This window comes from Achromobacter spanius (assembly GCF_002812705.1).
Taxonomy (GTDB): Bacteria; Pseudomonadota; Gammaproteobacteria; order Burkholderiales; family Burkholderiaceae_B; genus Achromobacter; species Achromobacter spanius.
On the sequence record NZ_CP025030.1, the window covers coordinates 6,211,475 to 6,237,619 of the forward strand.

At 63.9% G+C, this 26,145-nt stretch carries 25 protein-coding genes and 1 pseudogene; 11 read left to right on the forward strand and 15 right to left on the reverse strand.

The window, feature by feature from the left end; genetic code table 11:
• Positions 1–90 precede the first annotated feature (90 nt).
• A complete protein-coding gene (locus CVS48_RS28185) occupies positions 91–1,584 on the reverse strand; it encodes a CoA-acylating methylmalonate-semialdehyde dehydrogenase (RefSeq protein WP_050447655.1) in 1,494 nt (497 codons plus the stop codon).
• 99 nt (positions 1,585–1,683) lie between these two features.
• On the reverse strand, positions 1,684–2,901 hold the full coding sequence (locus CVS48_RS28190; protein ID WP_100857304.1) for an ABC transporter substrate-binding protein: 1,218 nt from the start codon (positions 2,899–2,901) through the stop codon (positions 1,684–1,686).
• A gap of 212 nt (positions 2,902–3,113) precedes the next feature.
• On the opposite strand from CVS48_RS28190, the gene CVS48_RS28195 reads away from it, so the two are divergent.
• The gene (locus CVS48_RS28195) at positions 3,114–4,034 is read left to right on the forward strand and encodes a LysR family transcriptional regulator (RefSeq protein ID WP_100857305.1); all 921 of its coding nucleotides are present in this window, start codon (positions 3,114–3,116) and stop codon (positions 4,032–4,034) included.
• 78 nt (positions 4,035–4,112) lie between these two features.
• Here the strand turns inward: CVS48_RS28195 and lptF are convergent, their stop codons facing one another.
• On the reverse strand, positions 4,113–5,222 hold the full coding sequence (gene lptF / locus CVS48_RS28200; protein ID WP_100857306.1) for an LPS export ABC transporter permease LptF: 1,110 nt from the start codon (positions 5,220–5,222) through the stop codon (positions 4,113–4,115).
• Positions 5,223–5,279: 57 nt separating this feature from the next.
• Here lptF and CVS48_RS28205 point away from each other — a divergent pair, with 57 nt between their 5' ends.
• The 10 genes and pseudogenes from CVS48_RS28205 (at position 5,280) to CVS48_RS28245 (ending at position 14,125) form a co-directional block, all read left to right on the forward strand.
• A complete protein-coding gene (locus CVS48_RS28205; protein ID WP_100857307.1) occupies positions 5,280–6,788 on the forward strand; it encodes a leucyl aminopeptidase in 1,509 nt (502 codons plus the stop codon).
• A 22-nt stretch (positions 6,789–6,810) separates the two neighbouring features.
• Entirely contained in the window at positions 6,811–7,281 is a 471-nt protein-coding gene (locus tag CVS48_RS28210) for a DNA polymerase III subunit chi (RefSeq protein WP_100857308.1), read from the forward strand.
• A gap of 63 nt (positions 7,282–7,344) precedes the next feature.
• Positions 7,345–7,761 (forward strand): hypothetical protein, encoded by a 417-nt coding sequence (locus CVS48_RS28215; protein ID WP_100857309.1) that lies wholly within the window; start codon positions 7,345–7,347, stop codon positions 7,759–7,761.
• 119 nt (positions 7,762–7,880) lie between these two features.
• Positions 7,881–8,591, forward strand: a complete 711-nt coding sequence (locus tag CVS48_RS28220; protein ID WP_100857310.1) for a Bax inhibitor-1/YccA family protein — start codon at positions 7,881–7,883, stop codon at positions 8,589–8,591.
• Between the two features lie 68 nt (positions 8,592–8,659).
• Positions 8,660–9,577 carry an aldo/keto reductase gene (locus CVS48_RS28225; protein WP_100857311.1) on the forward strand — a complete coding sequence of 306 codons (918 nt, stop codon included), beginning with the start codon at positions 8,660–8,662 and terminating at the stop codon, positions 9,575–9,577.
• A gap of 3 nt (positions 9,578–9,580) precedes the next feature.
• Positions 9,581–10,873 carry an NTP/NDP exchange transporter gene (locus CVS48_RS28230; protein ID WP_100857312.1) on the forward strand — a complete coding sequence of 431 codons (1,293 nt, stop codon included), beginning with the start codon at positions 9,581–9,583 and terminating at the stop codon, positions 10,871–10,873.
• 90 nt (positions 10,874–10,963) lie between these two features.
• Positions 10,964–11,920: a Bug family tripartite tricarboxylate transporter substrate binding protein gene (locus tag CVS48_RS28235; RefSeq protein ID WP_100857313.1), complete on the forward strand. Its 957-nt coding sequence runs from the start codon at positions 10,964–10,966 to the stop codon at positions 11,918–11,920.
• Between the two features lie 15 nt (positions 11,921–11,935).
• A pseudogene (locus CVS48_RS29905) lies at positions 11,936–12,001 on the forward strand (pentapeptide repeat-containing protein); the annotation flags it as partial.
• Between the two features lie 40 nt (positions 12,002–12,041).
• The gene (locus CVS48_RS28240) at positions 12,042–13,022 is read left to right on the forward strand and encodes a M14 family metallopeptidase (protein WP_100857314.1); all 981 of its coding nucleotides are present in this window, start codon (positions 12,042–12,044) and stop codon (positions 13,020–13,022) included.
• 2 nt (positions 13,023–13,024) lie between these two features.
• Positions 13,025–14,125 (forward strand): pyridoxal-phosphate dependent enzyme, encoded by a 1,101-nt coding sequence (locus CVS48_RS28245; protein ID WP_100857315.1) that lies wholly within the window; start codon positions 13,025–13,027, stop codon positions 14,123–14,125.
• Between the two features lie 15 nt (positions 14,126–14,140).
• Here the strand turns inward: CVS48_RS28245 and CVS48_RS28250 are convergent, their stop codons facing one another.
• From CVS48_RS28250 to acpP, 12 genes are all read right to left on the reverse strand, one after another.
• Entirely contained in the window at positions 14,141–15,049 is a 909-nt protein-coding gene (locus CVS48_RS28250) for a LysR family transcriptional regulator (RefSeq protein WP_100857316.1), read from the reverse strand.
• Between the two features lie 18 nt (positions 15,050–15,067).
• Positions 15,068–15,655 (reverse strand): DNA repair protein RecO, encoded by a 588-nt coding sequence (gene recO, locus CVS48_RS28255; protein ID WP_100857317.1) that lies wholly within the window; start codon positions 15,653–15,655, stop codon positions 15,068–15,070.
• Positions 15,648–16,538 (reverse strand): GTPase Era, encoded by an 891-nt coding sequence (era, locus tag CVS48_RS28260; protein WP_100857318.1) that lies wholly within the window; start codon positions 16,536–16,538, stop codon positions 15,648–15,650. The genes recO and era overlap by 8 nt, the downstream gene beginning before the upstream one ends.
• Positions 16,535–17,296 carry a ribonuclease III gene (gene rnc, locus CVS48_RS28265; protein WP_100857319.1) on the reverse strand — a complete coding sequence of 254 codons (762 nt, stop codon included), beginning with the start codon at positions 17,294–17,296 and terminating at the stop codon, positions 16,535–16,537. The genes era and rnc overlap by 4 nt, the downstream gene beginning before the upstream one ends.
• A 2-nt stretch (positions 17,297–17,298) precedes the next feature.
• Positions 17,299–18,183: a signal peptidase I gene (lepB, locus tag CVS48_RS28270; protein WP_100857320.1), complete on the reverse strand. Its 885-nt coding sequence runs from the start codon at positions 18,181–18,183 to the stop codon at positions 17,299–17,301.
• 23 nt (positions 18,184–18,206) lie between these two features.
• Positions 18,207–20,000 (reverse strand): translation elongation factor 4, encoded by a 1,794-nt coding sequence (lepA, locus tag CVS48_RS28275; protein ID WP_100857321.1) that lies wholly within the window; start codon positions 19,998–20,000, stop codon positions 18,207–18,209.
• 227 nt (positions 20,001–20,227) lie between these two features.
• Positions 20,228–21,697 carry a Do family serine endopeptidase gene (locus tag CVS48_RS28280; protein WP_100857322.1) on the reverse strand — a complete coding sequence of 490 codons (1,470 nt, stop codon included), beginning with the start codon at positions 21,695–21,697 and terminating at the stop codon, positions 20,228–20,230.
• Between the two features lie 46 nt (positions 21,698–21,743).
• Positions 21,744–22,790 (reverse strand): MucB/RseB C-terminal domain-containing protein, encoded by a 1,047-nt coding sequence (locus CVS48_RS28285; RefSeq protein WP_100857323.1) that lies wholly within the window; start codon positions 22,788–22,790, stop codon positions 21,744–21,746.
• Positions 22,790–23,305 (reverse strand): sigma-E factor negative regulatory protein, encoded by a 516-nt coding sequence (locus tag CVS48_RS28290; protein ID WP_100857324.1) that lies wholly within the window; start codon positions 23,303–23,305, stop codon positions 22,790–22,792. Before CVS48_RS28290 ends, CVS48_RS28285 begins: the two co-directional genes overlap by 1 nt.
• A gap of 12 nt (positions 23,306–23,317) precedes the next feature.
• Positions 23,318–23,917 (reverse strand): RNA polymerase sigma factor RpoE, encoded by a 600-nt coding sequence (gene rpoE, locus CVS48_RS28295; protein ID WP_006218045.1) that lies wholly within the window; start codon positions 23,915–23,917, stop codon positions 23,318–23,320.
• A 492-nt stretch (positions 23,918–24,409) separates the two neighbouring features.
• Positions 24,410–25,639, reverse strand: coding sequence for a beta-ketoacyl-ACP synthase II (fabF, locus tag CVS48_RS28305; protein ID WP_100857325.1), 1,230 nt, complete (start codon positions 25,637–25,639; stop codon positions 24,410–24,412).
• A gap of 185 nt (positions 25,640–25,824) precedes the next feature.
• Complete coding sequence (acpP, locus tag CVS48_RS28310) at positions 25,825–26,064, reverse strand: acyl carrier protein (protein ID WP_003813816.1); 240 nt, start codon at positions 26,062–26,064, stop codon at positions 25,825–25,827.
• Positions 26,065–26,145: the final 81 nt, after the last annotated feature.

Genomic DNA, 26,145 nt, shown 5'->3' on the forward strand with positions numbered 1-26,145 from the left:
GGCCCCTGATAGATCGGCCAATTATAAGTAATAAGGACGCATCACTATATAACTTATTTATATAAGCTTAGGAGCAGGGCGTCCCTCCTTTCAGCGCATCGAGATGGTGGTATTCACCGTCTTGGCGTGGGCAGACCAGCGCGCGGTTACCGTCTTGGTCTGCGTCCAGAACTGCACGGCCTGCTTGCCATTGGGACCCAGGTCGCCCAGCTTGGAGCCGCGCGAACCCGTGAAGCTGAACCACGCCACCGGCACGGGAATCGGCACGTTGATGCCGACCTGGCCCACATCGATGTTGTTCTGGAAATAGCGCGCGGCGCCGCCATCCTGCGTGAACAGCGCAACGCCGTTGCCGTTGGGATTGCGGTTGATGAAGGCCACCGCGTCTTCCAGCGTTTCCACCCCGACGCAGCACAGGACCGGTCCGAAAATTTCTTCGGTGTAGATGGTCATGTCTTCGTTGACGCCGTCAAAAATCGTCGGGCCCACGAAGTTGCCTTGCTCAAAGCCCGACACCTTCAGATTGCGTCCATCCAGCAGAAGCTTGGCGCCTTCGTCCACGCCCTTCTGGATCAGGCTTTCCACGCGCTTCTTGGCATTGGGCGACACCAGCGGGCCCAGGTCGGCTTCGCGGTCGGTGCCGGAATTGACCTTGAGCTTCTTGGAGCGCTCGACAAAATCGGGCAGCCAGTTGCGGGCATCGCCCACCAGCACGGCCACGGACGAGGCCATGCAGCGCTGGCCGGCGGCGCCGAACGCCGCGCCCACCAGTTGGTTCAGCGCCACTTCGGGGTCCGCGTCCGGCAGGATCACGCAATGGTTTTTAGCGCCCATCATCGACTGGCAACGCTTGCCCGCGGCCGATGCGCGGTTGTAGATCTCGGTGCCCACGCGGGTCGAACCAATGAACGACACCGCCTTGATGTCGGGGTGTTCGCACAGGCCGTTGGCCGTGTCGGGGCCGCCATGCACCACGTTCAGCACGCCCGGGGGCAGGCCAGCTTCCAGCGCCAACTCGGCCAGGAACAGCGACGCGGTCGGATCCTGTTCGGACGGTTTGAGCACGAAGCTGTTGCCGCAGGCCACGGCAATCGGGAACATGAAGCAAGGCAGCATCACCGGGAAGTTGAACGCGGTGATGCCCGCGCAAACACCCAGCGGCTGGATCAGGGTGTAGACGTCGATGCCGGACGCGGCGTTTTCGGCGTACTCGCCCAGTTGCAGGTTGGCGATCGAGCAGGCGTGCTCAACCACTTCCAGGCCGCGCCCGATTTCGCCTTCAGCGTCGGGCAGCGTCTTGCCATGTTCGCGCGTAATCATCTCGGCCAGCTTGCCGGTGTTGGCGCGCAGCAGCTCCTGAAACTTCAGCATGACGCGCATCCGCGTGCCCTGCCCGCTGTTGCGCCAGGTCTTGAAGGCCTCCTTGGCGTTGGAGACGGCCAGGTCCAGCTCTTCGCGCGTGGCGAAGGGCACCTTGGCAACGACCTCCTGGGTGGCGGGGTTGATCACGTCGCGCCATTCGGTGGATTTGGACTGCACGAGCTTGCCGCCGATCAATAGCGGAACGCGGGGGACTTCACTCATTTCATGCTCCTCACACTGCGTAGTCGATGCGGATGGAATCCGCGTTCTTGGATCTTGCAGCGCGCCGGCAGGACAGGGGCCCAAGCCGGCGCGCCAGGCTTATTTCTTCACCAGCGGACAACTTGAATCGGCCAGGGGCTGGAAGGCTTCGGCCGCCGGAATGGTGGCCACCAGCTTGGAATAGTCCCAGCCGCCCTTGGATTCCGCGGGCTTCTTCACTTCGTACAGGTACATGTCGTGGATCACGCGGCCATCGGGGCGGATCGATGCATTGCGCATGATCGGGTCCTTGATGGGCAATTCACGCATCTTGTCGGCCACAACCTTGCCGTCGGTACTGCCGGCAGCGGCGGTCGCCCGCAGGTAATGCAGCACGCTGGAATACACGCCCGCCTGCGTCATCGTGGGCTTCAGGCCACGGAAGGCCTTTTCAAAGCGCGCGGCCCATTGCCGGGATGCATCGTCGTAGTCCCAATAAAAGCCGTCCACGTATGACAGGCCTTGGGCATTTTCCAGGCCCAGCGCACGCAGATCCGACAGGAAGATCAACAGGGACACCAGGCGCTGCCCACCGTCCACGATGCCGAATTCACGCGCCTGCTTGACCGCGTTGACGGTGTCCTGGCCGCCATTGGCCAGCGCCACGACCTGCGCCTTGGAGCTTTGCGCCTGCAACAGGTACGACGCAAAATCCGGTGCGTTCAAGGGATGGCGCACGTTGCCGGCAACCGTGCCGCCCAGCGCCTTCACTGCCTTGGCCGTGTCTGCTTCCAGCGAATGCCCAAACGCATAGTCCACGGTGATGAAGTACCAGGACTTGCCGCCCGCCCGCACGGTCGCCTTGGCGCCGCCCGCGGACTGCGAATACGTGTCGAACATCCAGTGGAACCCGACGGGCGAGCATTCCTTGTTCGTCAGCGCGGTGGTAGCCGGGCCGGAGAACATCACCACCTTGTTTTTCTCGCGCGCGATCCCTTGCACCGCCAGCGCCACGGCCGAGTTGGTCAGGTCGGCAATGGCCGTCACGCCGTCACGGTCAAACCATTCGCGCGCTTTCGCGGCGCCCACATCCGCCTTGTTCTGGTTGTCGGCGGACACCAGTTCGATCTTCATGCCCTTGCATTCCGCGGCCAGGCAGTCGTCGATGGCCAATTGCGCCGCCGCCACCGAACCCGGCCCGCCCATCCCGGCATAGGTGCCGGACATATCCGTCAGAATGCCGATCTTCACTGGCGGCTTGTCGGCCGCCTGCGCCTGGCTTACCAATAAAGCGCCCAGACACAAGCCTGCGGCCAGCCCGCGTGCGTGCAATTTCATGGATTTGTCTCCTGAGTGTTATGCGCTGAGTCGTAGCGATATGCCGTCTTTGCGGCCTGCGGCTCCCGGGGCTTCCCCGAGGCCTGCCGACCCAGTGTAGATGTGTGAAAATCAACAAGCAACACTAGAAATGCACATTCCTTGTGCATTCATGCACAATCAGAAAATTGCCCCGCGCCCCTCTTGGCGCAGGGCCTGCGGAGAGCGAAATCGTGCTGGATTGGGATAGCCTGCGGTACTTCCTGGAAGTCGCCCGTACCCAGCGGGTCAGCGCCGCCGCGCGCAAGCTGGGGGTGGAACACACCACGGTGTCACGCCGCATTCGTGCGCTGGAAACCGAGCTGGACACCTTGCTGTTTGAAAAATCCCGCAGCGCGGGATTCATGCTGACGGACGACGGCCAGCGCCTGTTCGTGCATGCCGAGCAGATGGAAAGCACGGTGCATACCGCCCGCGAAAACCTGTCAGGCATTGGCCAGGCCTTGTCGGGGCACGTGCGCATCGGCGCCACGGAAGGGTTCGGCAGCTATGTGCTGACGCCGCTGGCCGCCGACTTTCAGCGCCGCTACCCGCACATCACCCTGGACATCCTGCCCGTGCCGCGCTTTGTCAGCCTGTCAAAGCGCGAGGCCGATCTGGCCATCACCATCGAACGCCCGCAGCGCGGCCCCTATGTGTGCAGCAAGCTGTGCGATTACACCTTGAGGCTGTACGGAACGCCGGGGTATCTGGCGCGCCACCCGCCGATTGCCACGCGCGCGGACCTGGCCCAGCATACCTTCATCGGCTATGTGGATGAACTGCTGTTCAGCGAACGGCTGCGCTACCTGGAAGACCTGCTGCCGGCCAGCAATGTGGTCTTGCGCAGCACCAGCGTGGTCGCGCAATACCATGCGGCGCTGCAGGGCCAGTCGTTGGCGATCCTGCCCTGCTTCATCGCCGCGCAGGACCCGCGCTTGAAGCCGGTGCTGGAAAAGGAAGTGGAGATCACGCGCTCGTTCTGGATGTACTGCCATGAAGACCTGCGCAAGCTCAAGCGCGTGACGGTGCTGTGGGAATTCATCCGCAAGTCCGTGCTGAAGAACGCCGACCTGTTGGCGGGCAAGCGCGGCACGATGAAGTACCTGCCGTGATGCAGTCCCAGCCGTAAAGCAAAGGGGCCGGAAACCGGCCCCTCTTTGCGTCTTGCCTGGTTCGCGTCTTGCCCGGTCTTAAGCCGGGGTCGCGCTCTTGGGCGCCTTGACCCGCAGACGGCGCATCAGCAAGAACACGGTCAGCAAGGCAACCGCGCCATGGATCGCCCATACCCCCACGCCGAAGCTGAGCTTGCCGTTCGAAATCCAGGCGCGCGACAGGTTGATCATGTTCATGTAGAGCAAGCCCACCAGGCCGGCAATCAGCAAATCGCCCGAACGCCCCAGGCGCGGGTTCACCGCCCCCAGGGGAATCGCCAGCAGCGCCAGGTTGAGCGCGGCCAGCGGCAAGGAAATGCGCCACATGACCTGCGACCAACTGCTGTCGGTGTCATCCGCGACCAGCTGCATGGTGGCGCGCGCCTTGGATGAGCGCTCGGCCGCGGCGCGGGCTTCCCCAATGGGATCTTCGCCCGCCTTGCTTTCCAGGCGCAAACCATACTTTTCGAAGTGCACCAGGCGAATCTCGGGCGTACCCGGCTTGAGGTCATAGCGATGGCCTTCGCCCAGCACCAGGAACCGGTCGCCATTGGGCAAAGTTTCGCTGTGCGCGCTGCTAGCCGTCAGCACGCTCAACCATTCAGGCCCGGTTTCGCGCGCGAACACGTTGCCCAATTCGTCGGTGGGCTTGACCGGGTCTTCCGAGAAGAACACGCGGCTGCCGCCAGACGATTCCGCGAACTGCCCGGCCGTCACTTTGGACAAGTCGGAACGCTGCTCGAACCGTTCGTGGTATTCCCCAATCTGCCGGTAGGCCCACGGCGCGGCCACCAGCGTCAAGCCGGCCACTGCCAGGGCCACGGGAACGGCCACGCGCAGCACGGGCCTTAGCCAGTCGGCCAGCGACAGGCCACTGGCAAACCACACCACCATTTCGGATTCGCGGTAATTGCGCGTGACGGTCGTCAGCACCGCGATGAAGATGGACACGGCCAGAATGGTCGGCAAGGCCGTGATGGTGGACAGCGCAGCCAGCACCACGACGACGTCGGCTCCGATGTTGCCCCCCGCCGCTTCACCGAGCAGGCGCACGAGAAGCACGCTGAGCCACACGACGAGCAACGTGGAAAAGACAACGCCAGCGTGACTGGTGATCTCGCTGACGACAGAGCGTTTAAATAGAGACATGGGAGAATATGCGGGATAATCGACCGCATCATACACAGACGTACACGGGAAACCCTCATGGAATTTAGCACACAGACCACTGCTTCCCTGCACCAGGTTCTAACCGCCGCCCTGGCTGTCGGGGTGTACGCGGATGGCGTGTTGAGCCCCGCCGCGGACATCATCGACCGAGCTTCCAACGGCGCCGTACGCGCCGTGGTCAAGACCGAGTTCCGCGGCCGCGCCGGCTCCACCCTGACGCTGCGCACGCTGCCCGGCGTAACCGCCCAGCGCGTCGTGCTGGTGGGTCTGGGCAAGCAGGAAGAATATTCGGCCCGCGTCCACGCCTCGGCCGAACAGGCTTTCGCCTCGGTCTGCGTGGCCGCCCAACTGACGGAAGGCGTGTCCACGCTGGCCGCCAACCCCATCGGCGACATCGCCATCATTGCCCGCGCCCGCAGCGCCGCCATTGCGGCCGGCGCCGCCACCTATCACTACGACGCCAGCTTCGGCAAACCTGACCGCGACGCCCGCCCCAAGCTCAAGAAGATCGTCCAGGTGGTCGAGCGCGCCGACGCGGCCCAGGCCCAGAAAGGCCTGCGCGAAGGCGCCGCCATTGCCAACGGCATGGAACTGACGCGCACGCTGGGCAATTTGCCCGGCAATATCTGCACGCCCACCTACCTGGGCGACACCGCCAAGCGCCTGGCGCGCGAATTCAAATCCCTGAAGGTTGAAGTGCTGGACCGCAAGCAGGTCGAGGCGCTGGGCATGGGTTCCTTCCTGTCGGTCGCGCGCGGTTCCGCCGAAGCGCTGCGCTTCATCGTGCTGCGCCACGCTGGCGCCAAGGCCGCCAAGAAAGGCGCGAAAGGCGCCCAGGGCCCGATCGTGCTGGTCGGCAAGGGCATCACCTTCGACGCCGGCGGCATCTCGCTCAAGCCCGCCGCCACCATGGACGAAATGAAGTACGACATGTGCGGCGCCGCCAGCGTGCTGGGTTCGTTCCGCGCCCTGGCCGAACTTGAGCTGCCGCTGGACGTGGTCGGCCTGATCCCCGCGTGCGAGAACCTGCCGAGCGGCACCGCCAACAAGCCCGGCGACGTCGTCACCAGCATGGCCGGCCTGACCATCGAAATCCTGAACACCGACGCCGAGGGCCGCCTGGTCCTGTGCGACGCCCTGACCTACGCCGAACGCTTCAAGCCGTCGGCCGTGATCGACATCGCCACACTGACCGGCGCCTGCGTCGTGGCCCTGGGCCATGTCAACAGCGGCTTGTTCTCGAAAGACGACGCGCTGGCCGAGGCCTTGGCCACGGCCGGCCGCAAGTCGCTGGACACCGCGTGGCGCATGCCGATGGACGACGCCTACCAGGAACAACTGAAGTCCAACTTCGCCGACCTGGCCAACATCGGCGGCCCCCCGGCCGGCGCGGTGACGGCGGCGTGCTTCCTGTCGCGCTTCGCCAAGGCCTACCCGTGGGCTCACCTGGACATCGCCGGCACCGCCTGGCGCGGCGGCAAGGACAAGGGTGCCACCGGCCGCCCCGTGCCCCTGCTGATGCAATATCTGCTGGACCAGGTTTGAAGCCTTTGCAACGGAACCGGGCATGACGCGGATCGACTTCGCCTTCGGCGCGCCCGACCGCTTGCGCATGGCCTGCCAGGTCGTGCGCAAGCGCGTTCTGGCAGGGCAGCGGCTGGTGGTGTACTGTAAAGATGGTTCACGGCTGGCCGCGTTTGACCGCATGCTCTGGGCCTTTGACGACACCTCGTTCGTGCCGCACGTGCTGGCCAACGACCCGCTGGCGCCCGAAACGCCGGTGGTGCTGACGGCGGGAGATCCCCAGCAAGCGGCCCAGGCCGCTCAACCCGCAGCGGGCGCGGATGCCGCCCCGCTGTGGCTGTTGAATCTGGACAACGATTGCCCGCCCGGCTTCGACACCTTTGAGCGCCTGCTTGAAATCGTGTCGGATGACCCGGATGACAAGCAAGCCGCTCGCCAGCGCTGGCGCGTCTACCAGAATGCGGGCCACACGCCGCTCAGCCACGACCTCAGCCGCCAGCCCCCCGGGGGCTGACCTGCCCCATCCATCCCGGCGGGCACCGTGCCCGCCGCGGTCTTTTGATATTTGGGAGCCCCCATGCCCTCTCGCTCCAACGATACCGGCATCCCCACCCTGACCCAGCGGGCCGAACCGACGCTCTACGCGCCGCGCGCGCCCGAAGAGCCCGAAGATGCCGGCCCCCCCGTACTGACCGATCTGGCCGATGACGCCGCAGGCGGGGATGCCGACGAGGCGTTCCCCTTGCTGACCGACATCGCCGATGGGCGCGGCCAGGACTGGGACGTGGACGAAGCCCCGGCCGTGCGCGCGGGCACCACGCAAACCGCCGCCGCACTGCCCGACGCGTCGGTGTTGACCGCCCGGCTGCAAGCCGAGGTCGAACAACTGATGCGCCGGGCGCTGGCAGACGCCATCGAGCAGATTCAAATGCGCATGGACGCTGAATTACCGGGTATCGTTTCCCGGGTATTGAACGAGGTCCGCCCTGGGTAAAAAGGGTGTCCGGCAGTGGGTCTAAATCTTCCAAAAACTGGATTCTTCAGGGAACTGTAAGGTATCCTTCCCCTCTAAGCCTTCTAGGCAATTATTTTTGGCGCATACAGGAGTTCTCCATGAACGAATATCGTCCGTCCCCTTTTAACCGTTCCGGCTCGGTCGCTGGCGCGCCGGGCGAGGTCGCGCGCAATCAGGTGCTGCGCAACACGTACTGGCTCTTGGCCCTCTCGCTGATTCCCACGGTGCTGGGCGCGGCGGTTGGCCTTTTCACCGGCATCAACCAGGTCATGGGCGCCAGCCCGGGCCTGTCGGCCATCGTGTTCCTGGTGGGCGCGTTCGGCATGATGTTCGCCATCGAGAAAAACAAGAACAACTCGATGGGCGTGGTGCTGCTGCTGGCCTTCACGTTCTTCATGGGCATCATGCTGTCGCGCCTGCTGGGCTTCGTGATGGGCTTCAGCAACGGTTCGCAGCTTGTCATGACGGCGTTCGGCGGCACGGCGATCGTGTTCGGCACGATGGCCACGCTGGCCACCACCATCAAGCGCGACCTGTCCGGGATGCAGAAATTCCTGTTCATCGGCGCGGTCGTGATCCTGGTTGCGGCGCTGGCCAACATCTTCCTGCAAATGCCCGCACTGATGCTGACCATCTCGGTCATGGCCATCCTGGTGTTCTCGGCGTTCATGCTGGTTGACCTGCAGCGCGTGGTCAATGGTGGTGAAACCAACTACGTGTCCGCCACCCTGGCCATCTACCTGGACGTCTACAACGTCTTCTCGAACCTGCTGATGCTGCTGGGCATCTTCGGCGGCAACCGCGAGTAATCGCACGCCGCTAGTTCAGTACCGAAGGCCTACATTCGCATGTAGGCCTTTTTCTTTGGAGCGTTCCCATGCACGATCGCCGCCGCTTCCTCCAGACCGCCGCCTGCGCCGCCCTGCTGGGACCCGCTGGCGCCGCCCAGGCCCTGAGCGCCAAGCAAGCCATGCTGAACCGCTCCATTCCGTCCACCAAGGAACAGATACCCGTCATTGGCCTGGGCACTGCCGACACCTTCAACGCCTCGCCCAATGACGCGGCCGCCATGCAACCCTTGGCGCAGGTGCTGGACGCCTTCACGAAAGCCGGCGGCACCCTGATCGACACCGCCCCCAGCTACGGCCAGGCCGAGGCGGTTGTGGGAGCGCTGCTGGCGCGCCAGGGCGGGAAGAGCAATCCGTATTTCCTGGCGACCAAGATCGGCGCGCGCGGCCACGATGCCGCCATGGAACAGATCCGCGAATCACAGAAGTACCTGGGCCGTGACAAACTGGACCTGATCCAGATCCACAACCTGATCGACACCCGCAATCAGCTGAGCTTGTTGCGCGACCTGAAGCAGCAAGGCGTGATCCGCTACGTCGGCATCACGCATTACCTGGACCATGCCCACGACGAACTGACTGAACTGGTCGAACGCGAAAAGCCCGATTTTCTTCAGATCAATCTGTCAGTGGGCGCGCGCAACGCCGAAAAGCGCCTGCTGCCGGCTTGCCAGGCCAACGGCGTCGCGGTGCTGATCAACCGCCCCTTCCAGGACGGCGCGCTGTTCCGCCAGGTCAAGGGCCGCGCCCTGCCCGGTCTGGCTGCCGACATCGACTGCACCTCCTGGGCGCAGATTTTCCTGAAATTCATCATCGGACACCCGGCCGTGACGGCCGTCATTCCCGCCACCTCCAAACCCGCGAACATGGCGGACAACGCACTGGCCGGATTCGGGCCACAACCCGACGCGGCACTGCGCGACCGCATCGCCGCCCTGCTGGCATAAGCCATGGCCTCAGTCGGCCTTGGCTCCCTGCGTGGCCGCGCGGCGCGGGCATTGGGCATACACGAAGAAGAAATAGCGCCTGCCGCCTGCGGCTTCGCGTTTTTTTTCTTCCTGTTCTGCGGCTATTTCATGCTGCGCCCCATCCGCGAAACCATGGGCATCCAGGCGGGCGTGAACCAACTGCAATGGCTGTTCACCGCCACCTTCGTCGCCACCTTGGCCGTGGTGCCCCTGTTTGGCGTATTGTCCTCGCGCGTGCCGCGTTCAACGCTGCTGACCTGGGTCTACGGTCTATTTGCGCTGACCATGGCGGGCTTCGCTGTCCTGCTGTACCTGCAACCGGGCAGCATCTGGGCCGCGCGCGCGTTCTATGTGTGGCTGTCGGTGTTCAATTTGTTCGTGGTTTCCATCGCCTGGAGCCTGATGGCCGACGTGTTCCGCATGGAGTCGGCCAAGCGCCTGTTCGCCTTGATTGCCGCCGGCGCCAGCGCGGGCGGGCTGTGCGGTCCGCTGTTGGGCGCGTTGCTGGCCGGCGCGCTTGGCCCGGCGGGCCTGTTGCTATTGTCCGCGCTGCTGCTCACGGCAACCTTGCCGCTCAAGCAATGGCTGTTGCGATGGCGCGCGGCCACGCGCACGGACGTCAGTCTGGAAGACATCAAGCACCCCATTGAAGGCAGCGTCCTGGCCGGCATTTCGCGAATTTTCCGATCACGCTACCTGCTGGGCATTTCGCTGCTGGTGGTACTGCTGGCCACGCTCAACACCTTTCTGTACATGGAACAGGCGCGACTCGTCGCCGATACGTTTCCCGACACGGCGCAGCGCATCCGCGTCTTCAGCGCGCTGGACTTCACCGTGCAGACACTGGCGCTGTTGTCGCAAGTGTTCATTACGGGCCGCGTGGCAGCGCGCCTGGGGCTGCGCTTCCTGTTGACCGCGGTGCCGTTGGCCGTGGGGGTGTCGTTCCTGGCGTTGGCCGCGTTTCCGGTCTTTGGCGTGTTGGCGGCCGCGATGATCTTGCGCCGGGCCGGCGAATACGCCCTGATCAGGCCGGGCCGCGAAATGCTGTTTACAGCGGTCCCGCCGGAAGACAAGTACAAGACCAAGAGCGTCATCGACACCGTGGTCTACCGTGGCGGAGACGCCGCTAGCGGCTGGGTCAAGGCGGGGGTGGACATGCTGGGCCATGGCGTGGCGCTGATCGCGCTATTGGGCGCGGCCGTGGCGCTGGGCGCCGCCGCCGTGGGCTACGCATTAGGGAGACAGGCCGACGCCAGAAAGCCCGACAACCATTAGCTTTTTCCAAACAAGCATCTTAGTAAACCAAACGGATCTCGCGGGCGGCCGCCGCACAATGGCGCAGCTCTCAACGCCTGGGGAATCGTCATGAAACGCTCTGCCTGCCTTGCCGCCGTGCTGCTTTGCCTTAGCGCCACGTCCGCGCACGCCGCCTATCCCGAAAGGGCCATCACCTTGATCGTGCCTGCGGCCGCGGGCGGCAACGCGGACATCACCGCGCGCCTGATCGGCCAGGAGATGAGCCGTCAGCTTGGTCAGCCCGTCGTGGTGGAAAACCGCGTGGGGGCCGGTGGCCGCATCGGCACCCAGGCAGTGGTGCGTGCCCCGGCCGACGGCTACACCATCGGCTATGCCCACGTTGGCACGCTGGTGCTGCACCGGTTTCTGTTCAAACAACAACTCTACGATCTGGACCGTGACGTGACGCCGATCGGCCTGGTGGCCGAAACCCCGAACGTCATCGTGGTGAACGCGGCCTCGCCCTATCGCGACCTGAAGAACTTCATCGAGGCCAGCCGCGCCCAGCCCGACCGCCTGACGATGACGTCGGCGGACCCGGGCACGACCAGCGAGGTGGGGGTGAAGCTCTTCATTGCCCAGACCGGCGCGGCCGTGCGCCAGATTCCCTACAAGGCAACGGCCGCGCAGCTCTCCGACCTGCTTGGCGGCCACGTGGACGCCATGATGGAAAACCTGCCCCCGTTGATCGGCAATTTGAAGGACGGCCGCCTGCGCGCGCTGGCCGTCACGACGCGGTCCCGTGCCGCGTCCAATCCCGATGTGCCGACGGTGGCCGAACAGGGCTACCCCAACTATGAGCAGTCCGCCTGGAGTGCACTGATCGCCCCGGCCGGTACGCCGCCTGCCGTCATCGACCGCCTGAATGCCGCGATGAACCAGGCGCTGCGATCGGAAAATGTCGCAAAAGAACTGCGCAGCCGTTCCCAGGCGCCGCTGGGCGGCACCCCGCAAGACGTACAAACCCAAATTCGCAAGGAACTGCCCAAATGGGAAAACATCATCAAGGCCGCCACGCTGGATTAATGCCCATGGGTAGTCCTGCGGCAGGCGATCCTGCGGCAGGCGGACCTGCGGCAGGCGGACCTGCGGCGGGCGGACCCGCGGCAGGCGGACCTTCCGCAGATACCTCGGCGGGAGGCGCCACATGGTTCAGGTAAGCCGCGAAGACTTCTCTGTCGCCGCCGCGACCAACGAATCGGCCTATCGCCGCATCACCATCCCCATGTTGCGAATCGACGCCGGACCCGGCCCCGCCGTTGCCTTGATTGCCGGCGTGCATGGCGACGAATGGGAAGGCCAGGCGGCCATCCTGGATCTGTGGCATCACCTGCCCAACGTCCTGCAACGCGGCACGGTCTATCTGCTGCCCGCCGTCAACGCGGAGGCCTCGCTGGCCGGTACACGGTTGTCTCCCGCCGATGGCGGCAACCTGAACCGCGCCTTCCTGGGCACCCCGGCGCGCGGCTATACCGAAAGCGTCGCGGCCGCGCTCGAAGCGCGTTTGCTGCCGCGCGTGCAGGCCATGGTCGACGTGCACAGCGGTGGCGCGTCCCTGCGCTATCTGCCGTCATCCGTGATCACGCGCTACGGCAACGACGCCTACGACGAGCGCCTGCCCGCCCTGGCGCGCGCGTTCGGTCTGCCGCATTGCGTGTTCTTTCGCGGCAATGAAGCGGGCTCCATGCCGGCCGTGGCCAGCCGCCACGGCGTATTGCGCCTTAGCGCCGAGATCGGCGGCGGCAGGGAAACCCACGCTGCCCTGGTCCAGCGCTGCCGTGACGGGCTGCTCGGTTGCCTGGGCGAATTGGGCCTGCTGCCCGGCCACCCAAGCCCCCGCAACCCGGACGTCAAGCTTTATGACCTGGACGCCCCCGCTGCGACGTTGCGCGCAAGCGAATCCGGCGTGTTCGTGCCCGGCATCGAACTGGGGCAGTCAGTCACGGCGGGCCAGCAGATTGGCCGCTTGATCGAACCCGCCCGTCCGGACATTCCCATGCGCCCCTTGCACAGCTCCCAAGCAGGCACGGTCGTGTGCCTGCGCGCCATTGCCCGCAGCGACGACGGCGACTGCCTGCTGCAAGTTGCGCCCGCCCTTCCCCTTGAATCCCTCGTGTCGAAATACTGACCATGCAGATGAACCCAAGATTGTCCGGCCTGCGTTGTATCCGCTGTGCAAGCCTGTGGCCGCCCGGCGACTATCCCGAAGGCTGCCCCCATTGTCTGGCGGCCGGCCACCCCGCCACGCTGGAATGCTGCTACGACTCGCCCGGCGACACCCCCGCCATACCCTTGCCGATCCTGGCCCCGATCACGCTGGGTGAAGGCGACACGCCTTGCCTGGAAGCGTCGGACCTGGCCCAGGCCGAAGGCATCGGCCAGCTTTGGCTGAAATGTGAAGGCGCCAACCCCACCGGTAGCCACAAGGACCGCATGGCGGCCCAATTGGTATCGCGGGCAAGGCTGGCCGGCGCAATCCGCGTGGCGGCGGCCTCCAGCGGCAATGCCGGCGTCTCGATCGCCGCCTACTGCGCCGCCGCCGGCTTGCAGGCCGATATCGCCATCACGCGCAACTGCCCGCCCTTGCAGCGCGAAGCCATGGAACGCTTCGGCGCCAAGCTCAGCGCCTTCGAAGACAGCCTGGCCCGTTGGCCTTACGTGGAAGACCTGTGCCGCAACCACGGCGCTTTCGCGGGCACCAACTATTTGAATCCACCCGTCGGCACACACCCTTACGGCGTCGAGGGCTACAAGCCCATTGCCGCCGAGATCCTGGACCGTTGCGGCGCGCCGACCGACATCATCGTGCCCACCGCGCGCGGCGATCTGCTTTGGGGAATCTTGCTGGGGTGGCAGTATCTGATGCAAATCGGCCGTATCCAGCGCCTGCCCCGCCTGCACGCCGTCGAGCCCTATGCGCGCCTGTCGCAAGCTCAAGCCACTGGGGACGCGCGCGGCTTGTGGGACGCGCCAACGAACCAATACTCCATTGCGGGCGGCACCTGCACGCTACAGTCGCTGGAGGCTTTGTCGCGCTCAGGTGGCACGCCGGTGGAAGTATCCGATTCGGCCGCCGCGCAGGCGCAGCAACGGCTGGAACGCAGGGGGATCAGCACCGAGCTGTCTTCGGCCGCCGCGCTGGTGGCAGTGGCCCGCCTGCGGCGGTCGGACATATTGGATGCCGAATCATCGGTAGTGCTGATGCTGACCTCGGACGGGCGCCGCGGCTGAACGGGTCTTGCAGCCCTAGACGCCGAAGCGCTCCACCAGCGGGGCCAGCGCACCGCGCAGGCAGGTGGCCCAGAATTTGCCGGCCTCGGACAGGGGCCGGCTGCCGTGCAGGATCATGTGGCATTCAAAATGCACCGGTGCGGTCAGCGGGCGGTAGCAAAGGCCCGCGGCCTCCATCCCCACGGCAGTCGCCGGGTTGGCGATGCCTACCCCATGCCCCGCCAGCGCCAGTTGGCACACGGTGCTGGAATACGGGGTTTCGATGGCCACCTTCAGGCTTAGCCCCGCCTGCAGCAATAGCGAATCCAGGCGCTTGCGCGAGCCATCCTCCGCGTTCAGGGCGATGACCTCGGCATCCGCAAGATGGGTGAATTCCACGCGCTCCACGCGCGCCAGCGCATGGCCGGCGGGAAACACCGCCACGGCACGCAAACGCGCCAGCCGGTGGCCGAGCAGCCCTTCCAGTTCAGATTCGTCGGCCACCACCGCCAGGTCGAGCTCACCCGACACCACCATGTCGCGCAAGGTGTTGGAGTCTCGAATTTGCAGATACAGCGGCGTGTCGGGATAGCGCGTGCGAAACCGCGAGATCGCGTCGCTGACGATGGTGCCGCCATACGCATGGATGCAACCAATGCGCAGGCGCGGCTGCGCGGCGCCACGGATCGCACGGATCTTGCGCCCAAGGCTTTCCAGCCCCACGTTCAAGCGGCGGATTTCCTCGTACAGCAAGGTGGCCTCGGGCGTGCGCTGCATCCGCTGGCGCACACGCTCGAACAGGCGCAACTCAATACTGGCTTCCAGCGCGGCCAAGGTCGCGCTGACTGTCGCGGGCGACACATCCAGGCGCCGGGCAGCAGCGGTCACGCTTTCCGTTTCGTAAACGGTGCGGAACGTCTCGACCTGTTTCAGCGTGAAGGTCATAGGCTGCTTGCGGCACGCTCAGACGCGCTGCAAGTCCATCAGGACGCGGCGGGTGGACAAGGGGCGGCCGGCAAGGATCTCGGCCAGGCGTTCGCGCAAGTCCCGGCGCAGCGCGGGTTCGATGGCGGTGTCTTCGAAATCGGGCGCGTCTTCATCCACGCCATAGCCGGTCTCGCGCAGCAAGGTCCATTCAAAGCGGCGCAACGCGCCCGCGGCGCGCGTGCCGTTGGACAACTGCTGCAACGCCATGTCGTAGGCATCGAATAGCAAGGGGTGGGCGTCCTCACGTGGCAGCAGGCGCAGCAAAAGCTCGTTCATGTACCAGGCGGACATCAGTGCGGTGCCGGTCAACGGGCGGATGCCCGCGATTTCAGCGCGCGTCAGTGTCTTGACGTCGCCGTTGCCGGTCCAGGACAGCAGCAGGGGCTGAAAGGCCGACAACACGGGCCGCAGCACCGAGTAAGGGCGCTTGGCGCCCTTGGCGACCATGGCCACACAGCCATGATCGCGGGAAAACGTCTGAACAATAAGGGAGGTTTCACGCCACGCGGTGGCGTGCAGCATAAAGCCCGGGCGATCCTGGACGCGAGGCGCCCGTCTACTCATAGCCCAAATCGCGGAGCGCACCCTCGCGGTCGGACCACCCCTTGCGCACCTTGATGTAGACCTCAAGGTGCACGGGCTTGTCCAGCAGCTTGGCGATGTCCTGCCGCGCCTCCGTGGCGATACGCTTCATGTGCATGCCGCCCGTGCCCAGGAGAATGGGCTTGTGGCTGTCGCGCTCGACCACCACGCAGGCGTTGATGCTGGCGCCCTTGGCGGTCTCTTCCCATTGCTCGATGACGACGGTACAGCCGTAGGGCAGCTCGTCGCCGACCAGGCGGAAGATCTTCTCGCGCACCAGTTCGGCGGCAATGAAGCGCATGGGGCGGTCAGTCAACGTGTCTTCTTCGAACATCGCCTCGCCTTCGGGCAGGCGCGTGGCAATTTCTTCCAGCAACTGATCCAGTTGCTGGTTCTTGCTGGCGCTGACCGGCACCACGGCGCCGAACGGATGCAGCGCCATGATCTTGGAAACGAAGGCGAAGAGATCATCACGATTCTTCATTTGGTCGATCTTCGAGACGACCAGAATCGTGCGCTCCGGGTTGGGCAACAGCGGCAGCAACTTGGCGTCGCCTTCCGACCACTTGCCGGCCTCGACCACATGCACCACCACGTCGACGTCGGCCAGGGCCTGCGTCACGACGCGGTTCATCATGCGGTTCATGGCGCCGCCATGGCGCGTCTGGAAACCGGGGGTATCAACGAAGACGAACTGCTCGTGTTCGCGCGTCAACACGCCATGGATGCGGTGGCGCGTGGTCTGCGCCTTGCGCGACACGATGGAGATCTTGGAACCGATCAGGGCGTTGGTCAGCGTGGACTTGCCCACATTGGGGCGGCCAACGATGGCAACAAAGCCGGTACGAAAAGGGGTATCGCTCATTTAGTCTCTTGAGCCACTGCCACGGGCAGCGACAATTGCGCGGTTTTGCGCGCCTTGCCCGACTTGCGGGCAGCCTTGGTGGCCGGGCTGATGGCCAGCGCAGCCTCCAAAGCCAGCTTGGCCGCCGATTGCTCGGCGGCGCGGCGGCTGGCGCCGGGCGCCGTAACCTTGATCTCGAGCGCCGGGATGGCGCACTCGACTTCGAACTGCTGGCTGTGGGCCGCGCCATGCGTGGCCACCACCGTATACAGCGGCAGCGCCAACTTGCGGCCTTGCAGGAATTCCTGCAGCAAGGTCTTGGCGTCCTTGCCCAGCGTTTTGGGGTCAACCGAGGCCAGCACCGGCAGGTACTGGCGCACGATCACGCGGCGCGCGGCCTCAAAGCCCGCGTCCAGAAAGACGGCGCCAAACAGCGCCTCGACCGTGTCCGCAAGAATCGATGGCCGGCGGAACCCGCCGCTTTTCAATTCGCCTTCGCCCAGGCGCAGATACTGCGAGAGCTCCAGGCGCTGGGCGATATCCGCCAGCGAGGCCTGCTTGACCAGATTGGCCCGCAGCCGCGACAGATCGCCTTCGTCAATTTTCGAGTAGCGCTCGAACAGCATGGCCGCAACGACGAAGTTCAGCACGGAATCCCCAAGGAATTCCAAGCGCTCGTTGTGGCGCGCACCATGACTGCGATGCGTCAGTGCCTGTTCAAGCAAAGCCGGATCACCGAAGTGGTGATCCAGGCGGTTTTCTAGCGTGGCTAGCGACATAATCAGTTGAACCGGCCGATGCGGCTGAGATCGCTGAAATTCATCCAGATGAAGAACGCGCGTCCGACGATATTGGATTCTGGAACGAAGCCCCAGTACCGGCTGTCCGCGCTGTTGTCCCGATTATCACCCATGGCGAAATAACTGCCTTCAGGTACTTTGCAGCGTACCCCATTGCGGCTGTATTGGCAGTTCTGGCGGTGAGGAAATTGCCACATCGGAGAATAATCCTGCGGCTTGTTCTCATCTAGCAGTATTTTGCGCTCAACGTCGCCCAACTTCTCTTTATATTGCGCAATATAAGAAACGCGGTCCGGTTCAAAATAGTCGCCGTCGCGCACATGCGGCACGAGTTCGCCGTTGACGTACAGTTTTTTGTCCAGGTAGGCGATTTCATCGCCGGGCAGGCCCACCACACGCTTGATGTAGTCCACATCCGGATCAACGGGATAGCGGAACACGAACACGTCGCCGCGCTTGGGTTCGCCGATGTCGATAACTTTCTTGTCGATCACGGGCAGGCGCAAGCCATAGCTGAACTTGTTCACCAGGATCAAGTCACCCGACTGCAGCGTCGGCAGCATGGAACCCGACGGAATCCGGAACGGCTCCACCACGAACGAGCGCAGCATGAACACAAACAGAATGACGGGAAAGAAGCTGACGGCGTATTCGATCCACCAGGGCACGCGCCGCGCGATGTCGCCGGCTTCGCGGCGCAGGCGTTCGGCCTCCTGGGCGTCTCCGACCAGGGCCGCGTCGTACTGCGCCATTGCCGCTTGCGCCCGCGCTTCGCGGCCACGCCGCAGCACCGCCAGATCAAGCACCCAGATAATGCCGGTCAAGACCAGCAGAACAAACAGGATCAGGGCAAAGTTCCAACTCATCAGCTAACCGCCTTCTTTTGGTTCTACTTGTCTTCCACTTGCAGGATGGCCAAGAACGCCTCCTGCGGAATTTCAACGCTACCCACCTGCTTCATGCGCTTCTTGCCGGCCTTCTGCTTTTCAAGCAGCTTCTTCTTGCGCGAGATATCGCCGCCGTAGCACTTGGCCAGCACGTTCTTGCGCAGCGCCTTCACGTTTTCGCGCGCGATGATTTCCGCGCCGATGGCGGCCTGGATGACCACGTCGAACATCTGGCGGGGAATCAGACCACGCATGCGGGTGACGACGTCACGGGCGCGATGGCGCGCATTGCTGCGGTGAACGATCACGGCCAGCGCGTCGACGCGGTCGTTGTTGATGAGCAAGTCCACGCGCACCACGTCGGCCGAGCGGTATTCCAGGAATTCGTAGTCCATCGACGCGTAGCCGCGCGACACGGACTTCAGCTTGTCGAAGAAGTCGAGCACGATCTCGGCCAGCGGAATCTCGTACACCAGGTGCACCTGGCGGCCGTGATAGCTCATGTTGATCTGCGAACCCCGCTTGTTGTTGCACAGGGTCATGACCGGGCCGACGTAGTCCTGCGGCATGAACAGCGTGACCTTCACGATGGGCTCGCGAATGTCCTGGATCTTGCCCACTTCGGGCATGCGCGACGGGCTTTCCACGGTAATCACGGAACCATCACGCTGCTCGACTTCATACACCACCGACGGCGCGGTGGTGATGATGTCCATGTCGAATTCGCGCTCCAGGCGTTCTTGCACGATTTCCATGTGCAACAAGCCCAGGAAGCCGCAGCGGAAACCAAAACCCAACGCTTGCGACACTTCGGGTTCGAACATCAGCGCGGCGTCGTTCAGCTTGAGCTTGTCGAGCGAATCGCGCAGTTGGTCGTATTCAGAGCTTTCCACCGGATACAGGCCGGCGAACACCTGCGGCTTCACTTCCTTGAAGCCGGGCAGCGCGGACGGCGCGGGCTTGTTGGCCAGCGTGACCGTATCGCCAACCTTGGCGTCTTCCAACTGCTTGATGCCGGCGATGATGAAGCCCACCTCGCCCGCCGACAGATGCGGACGCTGCTGCGACTTCGGCGTGAACACACCGGTCTGCTCGCACAGGTGGGTGGCGCCGGAGGCCATCAGCAGGATCTTGTCCTTGGGCTTGAGCACGCCGTTGATGATGCGCACCAGCATGACCACGCCCACGTAGTTATCGAACCACGAGTCGATGATCAGGGCTTGCAGCGGCGCCTCGGGGTCGCCCTTGGGCGCAGGCACGCGCGCCACGATGGTTTCCAGGATTTCGTCGATGCCCATGCCCGTCTTGGCGCTGGCCAGCACGGCTTCGGAGGCATCGATGCCGATGACGTCTTCGACTTCCTGGCGCGCGCCTTCGGGATCCGCCTGCGGCAGGTCCATCTTGTTCAGCACGGGCACCACTTCCACGCCCAGCTCGATGGCGGTGTAGCAGTTGGCAACCGTCTGCGCTTCCACGCCCTGCGACGCATCCACCACCAGCAACGCGCCTTCGCAGGCCGACAGCGAGCGGCTGACTTCGTACGAGAAGTCCACGTGCCCCGGGGTGTCGATCAGGTTCAGGTTGTAGACCTTGCCGTCATTCGCCTTGTATTGCAGGGAAGCGGTCTGGGCCTTGATGGTGATGCCGCGTTCGCGCTCGATTTCCATGGAATCGAGCACCTGCGCCGACATTTCGCGATCCGCCAATCCGCCGCAGCGCTGGATCAAGCGATCGGCCAAGGTCGATTTGCCATGATCGATGTGGGCAATGATGGAGAAGTTGCGAATATGCTGCATGCTTGAAATTATAAGGGACGGAACACTCGGCACTAGGCCGGAAGACGCCGCGGCCGGAGAACACACGGCTGACGAGAGGGGCGCTGACGGGGCAAAACCCGGGCAAAACGAGGGGGCGCCAAGCGCCCCCTCTTGCGGCAACCAGCCATTTTAGCCGGTCTTGGGCAATTTTTTCTGCCGGCTGCCCGCAGCCTGGCAAAAAGGCGCCCCACCGGGGCAAACCTGCCCTACTTCGATGCAGGCACCGCAACCCATTGGGTCTGGTCCCCACGGCGCACCAGCAGGCCCACGGTGCGGCTCTTGTCGAGCTTGGCCACGAGTTCGCCGAATTGCTTGGCGCCCGTCACGTCGGTGTCGTTCAAAGCCAACACGATGTCGCCTTCCTGCAGGCCGGCCTTGCCGGCCGCGCCCTCGGCAGCCTTCACCTGGACGCCGCCCTTGATGCGCAGCTTTTTCTGCACGTCGGCCGGCACATCGACCACGCCCAGGCCCAGCGCATTGGTAACTTCCGGCACCGGCGCGGCTTTCTTATCGGCCGCGGCCGCCTTTTCGGTGGGGATCTCGCCCACCTTGACCGCCAACGTCAGGCTCTTGCCCTTGCGCCACACTTGCATGTCTGCGCGCGTGCCAGGCTTGGTTTCGCCCACGATGCGCGGCAGGTCGGACCAGCGCTTGATCGGTTCGTTGTTGAACTTCAAGATCACGTCGCCCGGCTGCACGCCAGCTTGTTCGGCGGGGCCATCGACTTCAACGCTGCTGACCAGCGCGCCTTCCGCCTTGGGCAGCCCGATGGCTTCAGCCACGTCCTTGCCCACTTCACCGATCTGCACGCCGACCCGTCCGCGAGTCACCTTGCCGGTGGTGCGCAATTGATCCACAACGCGCATCGCTTCGTCGATGGGGATGGCCAGGGAAATACCCATGAAACCGCCGCTGCGCGAAATGATCTGGGAATTGATACCCACCACCTCGCCATCCAGGTTGATCAAGGGCCCACCCGAATTACCCGGGTTGACGGCGACATCCGTCTGAATGAACGGCAGGTATTCGCCGGTGTCACGACCAATCGCGCTGACAATGCCCGAGGTCACGGTGGAATCCAGGCCAAACGGCGAACCGATCGCCAGCACCCATTGGCCCTTCTTCAGCTTCTTGGGGTCGCCAATGACCAGCGGAACCATGTCCTTGGCTTCGATCTTGATCAGCGCCACGTCGGTACGTTCATCGGTGCCGATGACCTTGGCTTTGAACTCACGGCCGTCGGTCAAGGTGACGTAGATATCCGTGGCATCAACCACCACGTGGTTGTTGGTCAGGATGAAGCCGTCGTCAGACACGAAAAAGCCCGATCCCACGCCGCGCGGCACGGTGCGCTCTTCAGGCTGGGGACGCTGGCGCGGCGCAGGCACTTGCCCGCCGCCAGGGGGTTGAATGTCGGGGCCGAAGAACCAGCGGAAGAGTTCGTAGGGGTCGCTACCGCCGCCGGGGCCAGGCCCACGGACCGGCACGGTGGCCGTAGTACGGATGTTGACCACCGCCGGATCGGCTTTTTCGACAATCCCCGTGAAGTCGGGCAACGCCACCGTGGGCGTTTGCGCGACAGCAGCGGGCACATAGGCGGCAGACATGAAAACCCCTGCTGCCACGGCCACCAGAAAGCGCCGGAAAAAAGCGTTCGACACCGTCATTGCTTTCATAAGTTACTCCGAAGTTGCTGCTTGCTGCCTGTGGCCTGGGCCTGAATCACTTGGACCCAGCGGCCGGCACGTATTCTGTCGCTTGCGCAAGTTGTTCCAGCGTCGCCACGGGCACTTCGCCCACGGCCGTCAACCAGTAATCAGCAATGCGCGTGCCATACACCGTGATGGCTCCGCGCTGCGCGGCCCCGGGCGGAGGATGATGTCCGCGCTCGCTGTCATAGGGCTCGATGAAAACCGAGATGGCCGCCAAGCCGTCGGACAACACCATCTGGCTGACCGCTGCGCCGCGCCCCATGGAGCGCGACACCTGCATGATCACCTTGAAGCCCTTGGGGGCAGGAATGCGCCAGCCCTGGGCCATCAGGTCCACCGGCGTCATGGTCGATTCCAGCACCTTCCAGTCACGCGTGCTCCAGCGCGAACTCAGCTGTTGCGGGTCCACTTCCGACCCCAGGCGCAGCGAGGTGAACGACACTTGCTCGACCACGCCTCGGGCCGCATTCAGCGTTTGCGCCTTGAGCAGCAGATTGGTTTCAACGTCGGCGCAAAGGCGATAGCCGTAGCGCAGCTTGTCCAGCGGTTCGATCGTGATCAGGCGGCATTCGCGGCCCGCAACCCGATGCAGCTTGGGCTCGGTGCGGATTTTGTAGTGCTCGGCAAGATTGGCCGGATCACCCAGCAACAAGCCAGGAAAGCGGTCGCCGCGCCGGCGCTCGATCAGAACGGTCTTGCGCTCGGGAATCAGGCATTGCACGTCATCGTTGTGACGCAGGTACTCACGCGGCTGGCCGTCCAGGATCTCCAGCCGCTCGCGCTCGCCGGTGCCGTCCAACACGTGCACCAGGCGCGAGGACTGGATCATCTCGCCCTGCTGATACATGAAGACGCCGGCATAGTCCTGCTTGCGCGCGGCTTGCTGGATGCGCGTCAGCAATTGGACGACGTCATCCGTGGCCGGGGCCGCATCGGCGGCGCGCGCCGGCTCATGGGTAGACAGAAAAGCGGTCAGAAGCGTAGCGGCAAACCATCCGGCGCGATGTGCGTTCCAGGAGGCTGCGCGCGGCCAACGTGTCGGTAACGCCAGCGCCATCAACGTCCGGCTCCGGCGTCGAACGAAACTTGTCGCACCGCGCTGGGACCCGCCATCTGGCGATGGGCTTCGAGGTAGTCGCGCAGGCCGGCGTCGTCAGCGGCGGAGACCGCCGTGGGCGTGCCGCTGGCATCAGCCAGCACGCGCACTTCCGTGGCCGGCGTGCCGGTCAGATAGGGTTGCGCCACCCAGGCAACCGTTGCCACCGCGGCCGCCACGGCCAGGCCGGACAGGCCGACCCGCAACGGCGAACGTCGTCGCGGCGCGGCCACGATGGGCAGTTCCGCGTCAAGCGCGCGCGCCAGCCGCGACTGGAACGCGGCGCTGGGCGTCAATGCCAGATCGGCATTGCGTAGAGAATCACCGATCAAATGATAGGTGTCCCAGGTCTGACGTCCATCCTTGGACAACAGACTGGAAAGAATATCGTCGGAATCTTCTCCGTCCATCCAGGCGGAAACCGATTCCTCCCAGGAGGCCTCGGCGATTTCAACGGACTTGGCTGCTGTTTGCATGACTGCCACTCCTTACCAGCGACGCTCGGCATCGGTGCCTAGCAATGGACGCAATTTGGTCGCAATGGCCTCACGCGCACGAAAAATGCGGGAGCGCACCGTACCAATGGGGCAATCCATGCTTTGGGCGATGTCTTCGTAACTCATACCTTCGATTTCACGCAGGACAATTGCGGTGCGCAACTCTTCGGGCAATTCCTCGATGGCCGCGTTCACCGTCTCGGCGATTTCGCGGCTGGCAACCATGGATTCCGGCGTGCTTATGTCCGTTAGGTTGTCGGTTTCGTTAAAAGTTTCACCGTCTTCCGTTTCTATCGCATTGGGCGCGCTGGGACGCCGGCCTTGCGAGGCCAGCCAATTGCGCGCCGTATTGATGGCGATACGATACAACCAGGTGTAGAAAGCGCTGTCACCCCGGAATTGGGGCAAGGCCCGATAAGCCTTGATGAACGCCTCCTGGGCGACATCCTCGATTTCCGAGGGGTCGCGGATCATCCGGGCCAACAGGCGCAGGATCTTGCGCTGGTATTTGAGCACCAGCAGATCAAAGGCCTTTTTGTCGCCCCGTTGAACGCGCGCGACCAACTCCGCGTCGACTTCGCGCTCGCTCATGACGTCTCCCGCCTACGTGCCGCCGAGCGAGCGTGCTGCGTTGTGCCCGTCAGCAGGCAAAGACGCCGCCAGGACTGGGGGTGCAACGTCCGCTGCCAGACGGTGAGGGTGATTGTGCTATTTGTAAAGACGGTACTCCCGGTGGGCAAGGGCTGCAAAATGAGCGTGAGCCAGCGAGGGCCGCGCTGGTGATCCAACAAGCGCGCGTCTTGCCACCCTTGCGGCTGGTGAACCTGCCAGCATCCCGCCCCAGCCGTGCGCAACGCCGATACTGGGGACGGTCTGCTCCGTGCAGAGTGTAACAGCCAGGCTGGCACAAGCAGCAGCGCAATCGCCACTACCGCGGCCTCTGCCGCCATGCCGTGCCAGGACAGCGCCATCAAGGCGCAGCCCGCCGCGACAATGACGGCAAGGCCGCACAGCGCATGGACGCTGGCCGGCCGCCCGATGGGCACATGCAACGACCAGCGTCCTGCGTGGGAGCCTTCCAAATCAGACCCGGCGCACGGCCATCGAGCCGTTGGTGCCGCCGAAGCCGAACGAGTTGGACAGCCCGACTTCAATCTTCATCTGCCGCGCTTCGTTCGCGCAGTAGTCGAGATCGCATTCAGGATCTTGATTGAAGATGTTGATGGTGGGGGGCGAAACCTGGTTGTACACGGCCAAGGTTGTGAACACTGCCTCGATGCCGCCGGCCGCGCCAAGCAAGTGCCCGGTCATGGACTTGGTCGAATTGACCACCAGCTTCTTGGCGTGATCGCCGAACGCCAGCTTCAGCGCATCGGTTTCGTTCTTGTCGCCCAGGGGGGTGGACGTGCCATGCGCGTTGACATACTGGATGTCGTCCACGTTCAGGCCGCCATTGCGCAGCGCATTGATGACGCCTCGGCGCGGGCCGTCCTTGTCCGGAGCCGTGATGTGATGCGCGTCCGAGCTCATGCCGTAACCGGCCAGTTCGCCATAGATGCGCGCGCCGCGCTTCTTGGCGTGCTCGTACTCTTCGAGCACCAGGACGCCGGCGCCTTCGCCCAGGACGAAGCCGTCGCGGTCACGATCCCAGGGGCGCGAAGCCGTCTGAGGATCATCATTGCGGGTCGACAAGGCGCGCATGGCGGCAAAACCGCCGATACCCAGCGGCGACACGGTCGATTCAGCACCGCCCGCCACCATGACGTCTGCGTCACCGTATTCGATCAGGCGCGCGGCGTCGCCGATGCAATGCAGGCCAGTCGTGCAGGCCGAGACAACGGCGTAGCTGGGGCCCTTCATGCCATAGGCAATGGACAAATGACCGGAGATCAGGTTGATCAGCGAACCCGGCACGAAGAACGGAGAAATCCGTCGCGGACCCTTGGCCATGTATTCGACCTGGGTTTCTTCGATACGCGGCAAACCGCCGATGCCGGAGCCCACGATCACGCCAATGCGCTCGGCATTGGCTTCGGTGACTTCCAGGCCGCAATCACGCCATGCCTGCATCCCGGCGGCCAGGCCGTAATGGATGAAGGTATCCATCTGGCGGGCTTCTTTGCTCGAGATATAGGTGCTGATGTCGAAGTCTTTGACTTCGCCAGCAATGTGCGTGGTGATGGCCGAGGGATCGAAACGGGTGATGCGGCTGATGCCAGAACGTCCGTTGACGATATTGTCCCAAGCGGTGGTCAGGTCGTTTCCAACGGGAGAAACGATACCCAGGCCGGTGATGACGACACGTCGCTTCACGGATGACTCCTCAAACAGACAAAAGAAAGGCGGTTTTCGGGATGCGCTGCACGTGTGGCCCACGCGAAAGCGGGTCGGGCTTTACAACGCCCTTCCCGCACGCGGACCACACGGCAAATTCCTGAAACCGCCCCGTTTCCCGATTGGCCCCGAAAGTCGGGCAACCGGAAGGATATAAGTCGAGCTTACTGCTTACCGTGCGAATTGATGTAGTCAATCGCTTGTTGCACGGTCGTGATCTTTTCGGCCTCTTCGTCGGGGATCTCGGTCTCGAATTCGTCTTCGAGCGCCATGACCAGTTCGACCATGTCGAGCGAATCGGCACCGAGGTCGTCAAGGAAGGAGGATTCGTTCTTGATCTCGGCTTCGTTGACGCCAAGTTGTTCAGCGACGATCTTCTTGACGCGCTGTTCGATGCTTTCCATGCAGATCTCCAATTGGGAAAAATCCCGCGAATTATAGCCAAGCGTAGAGGAAAGCAACGCCTGGCCGTGACAAAAATAACA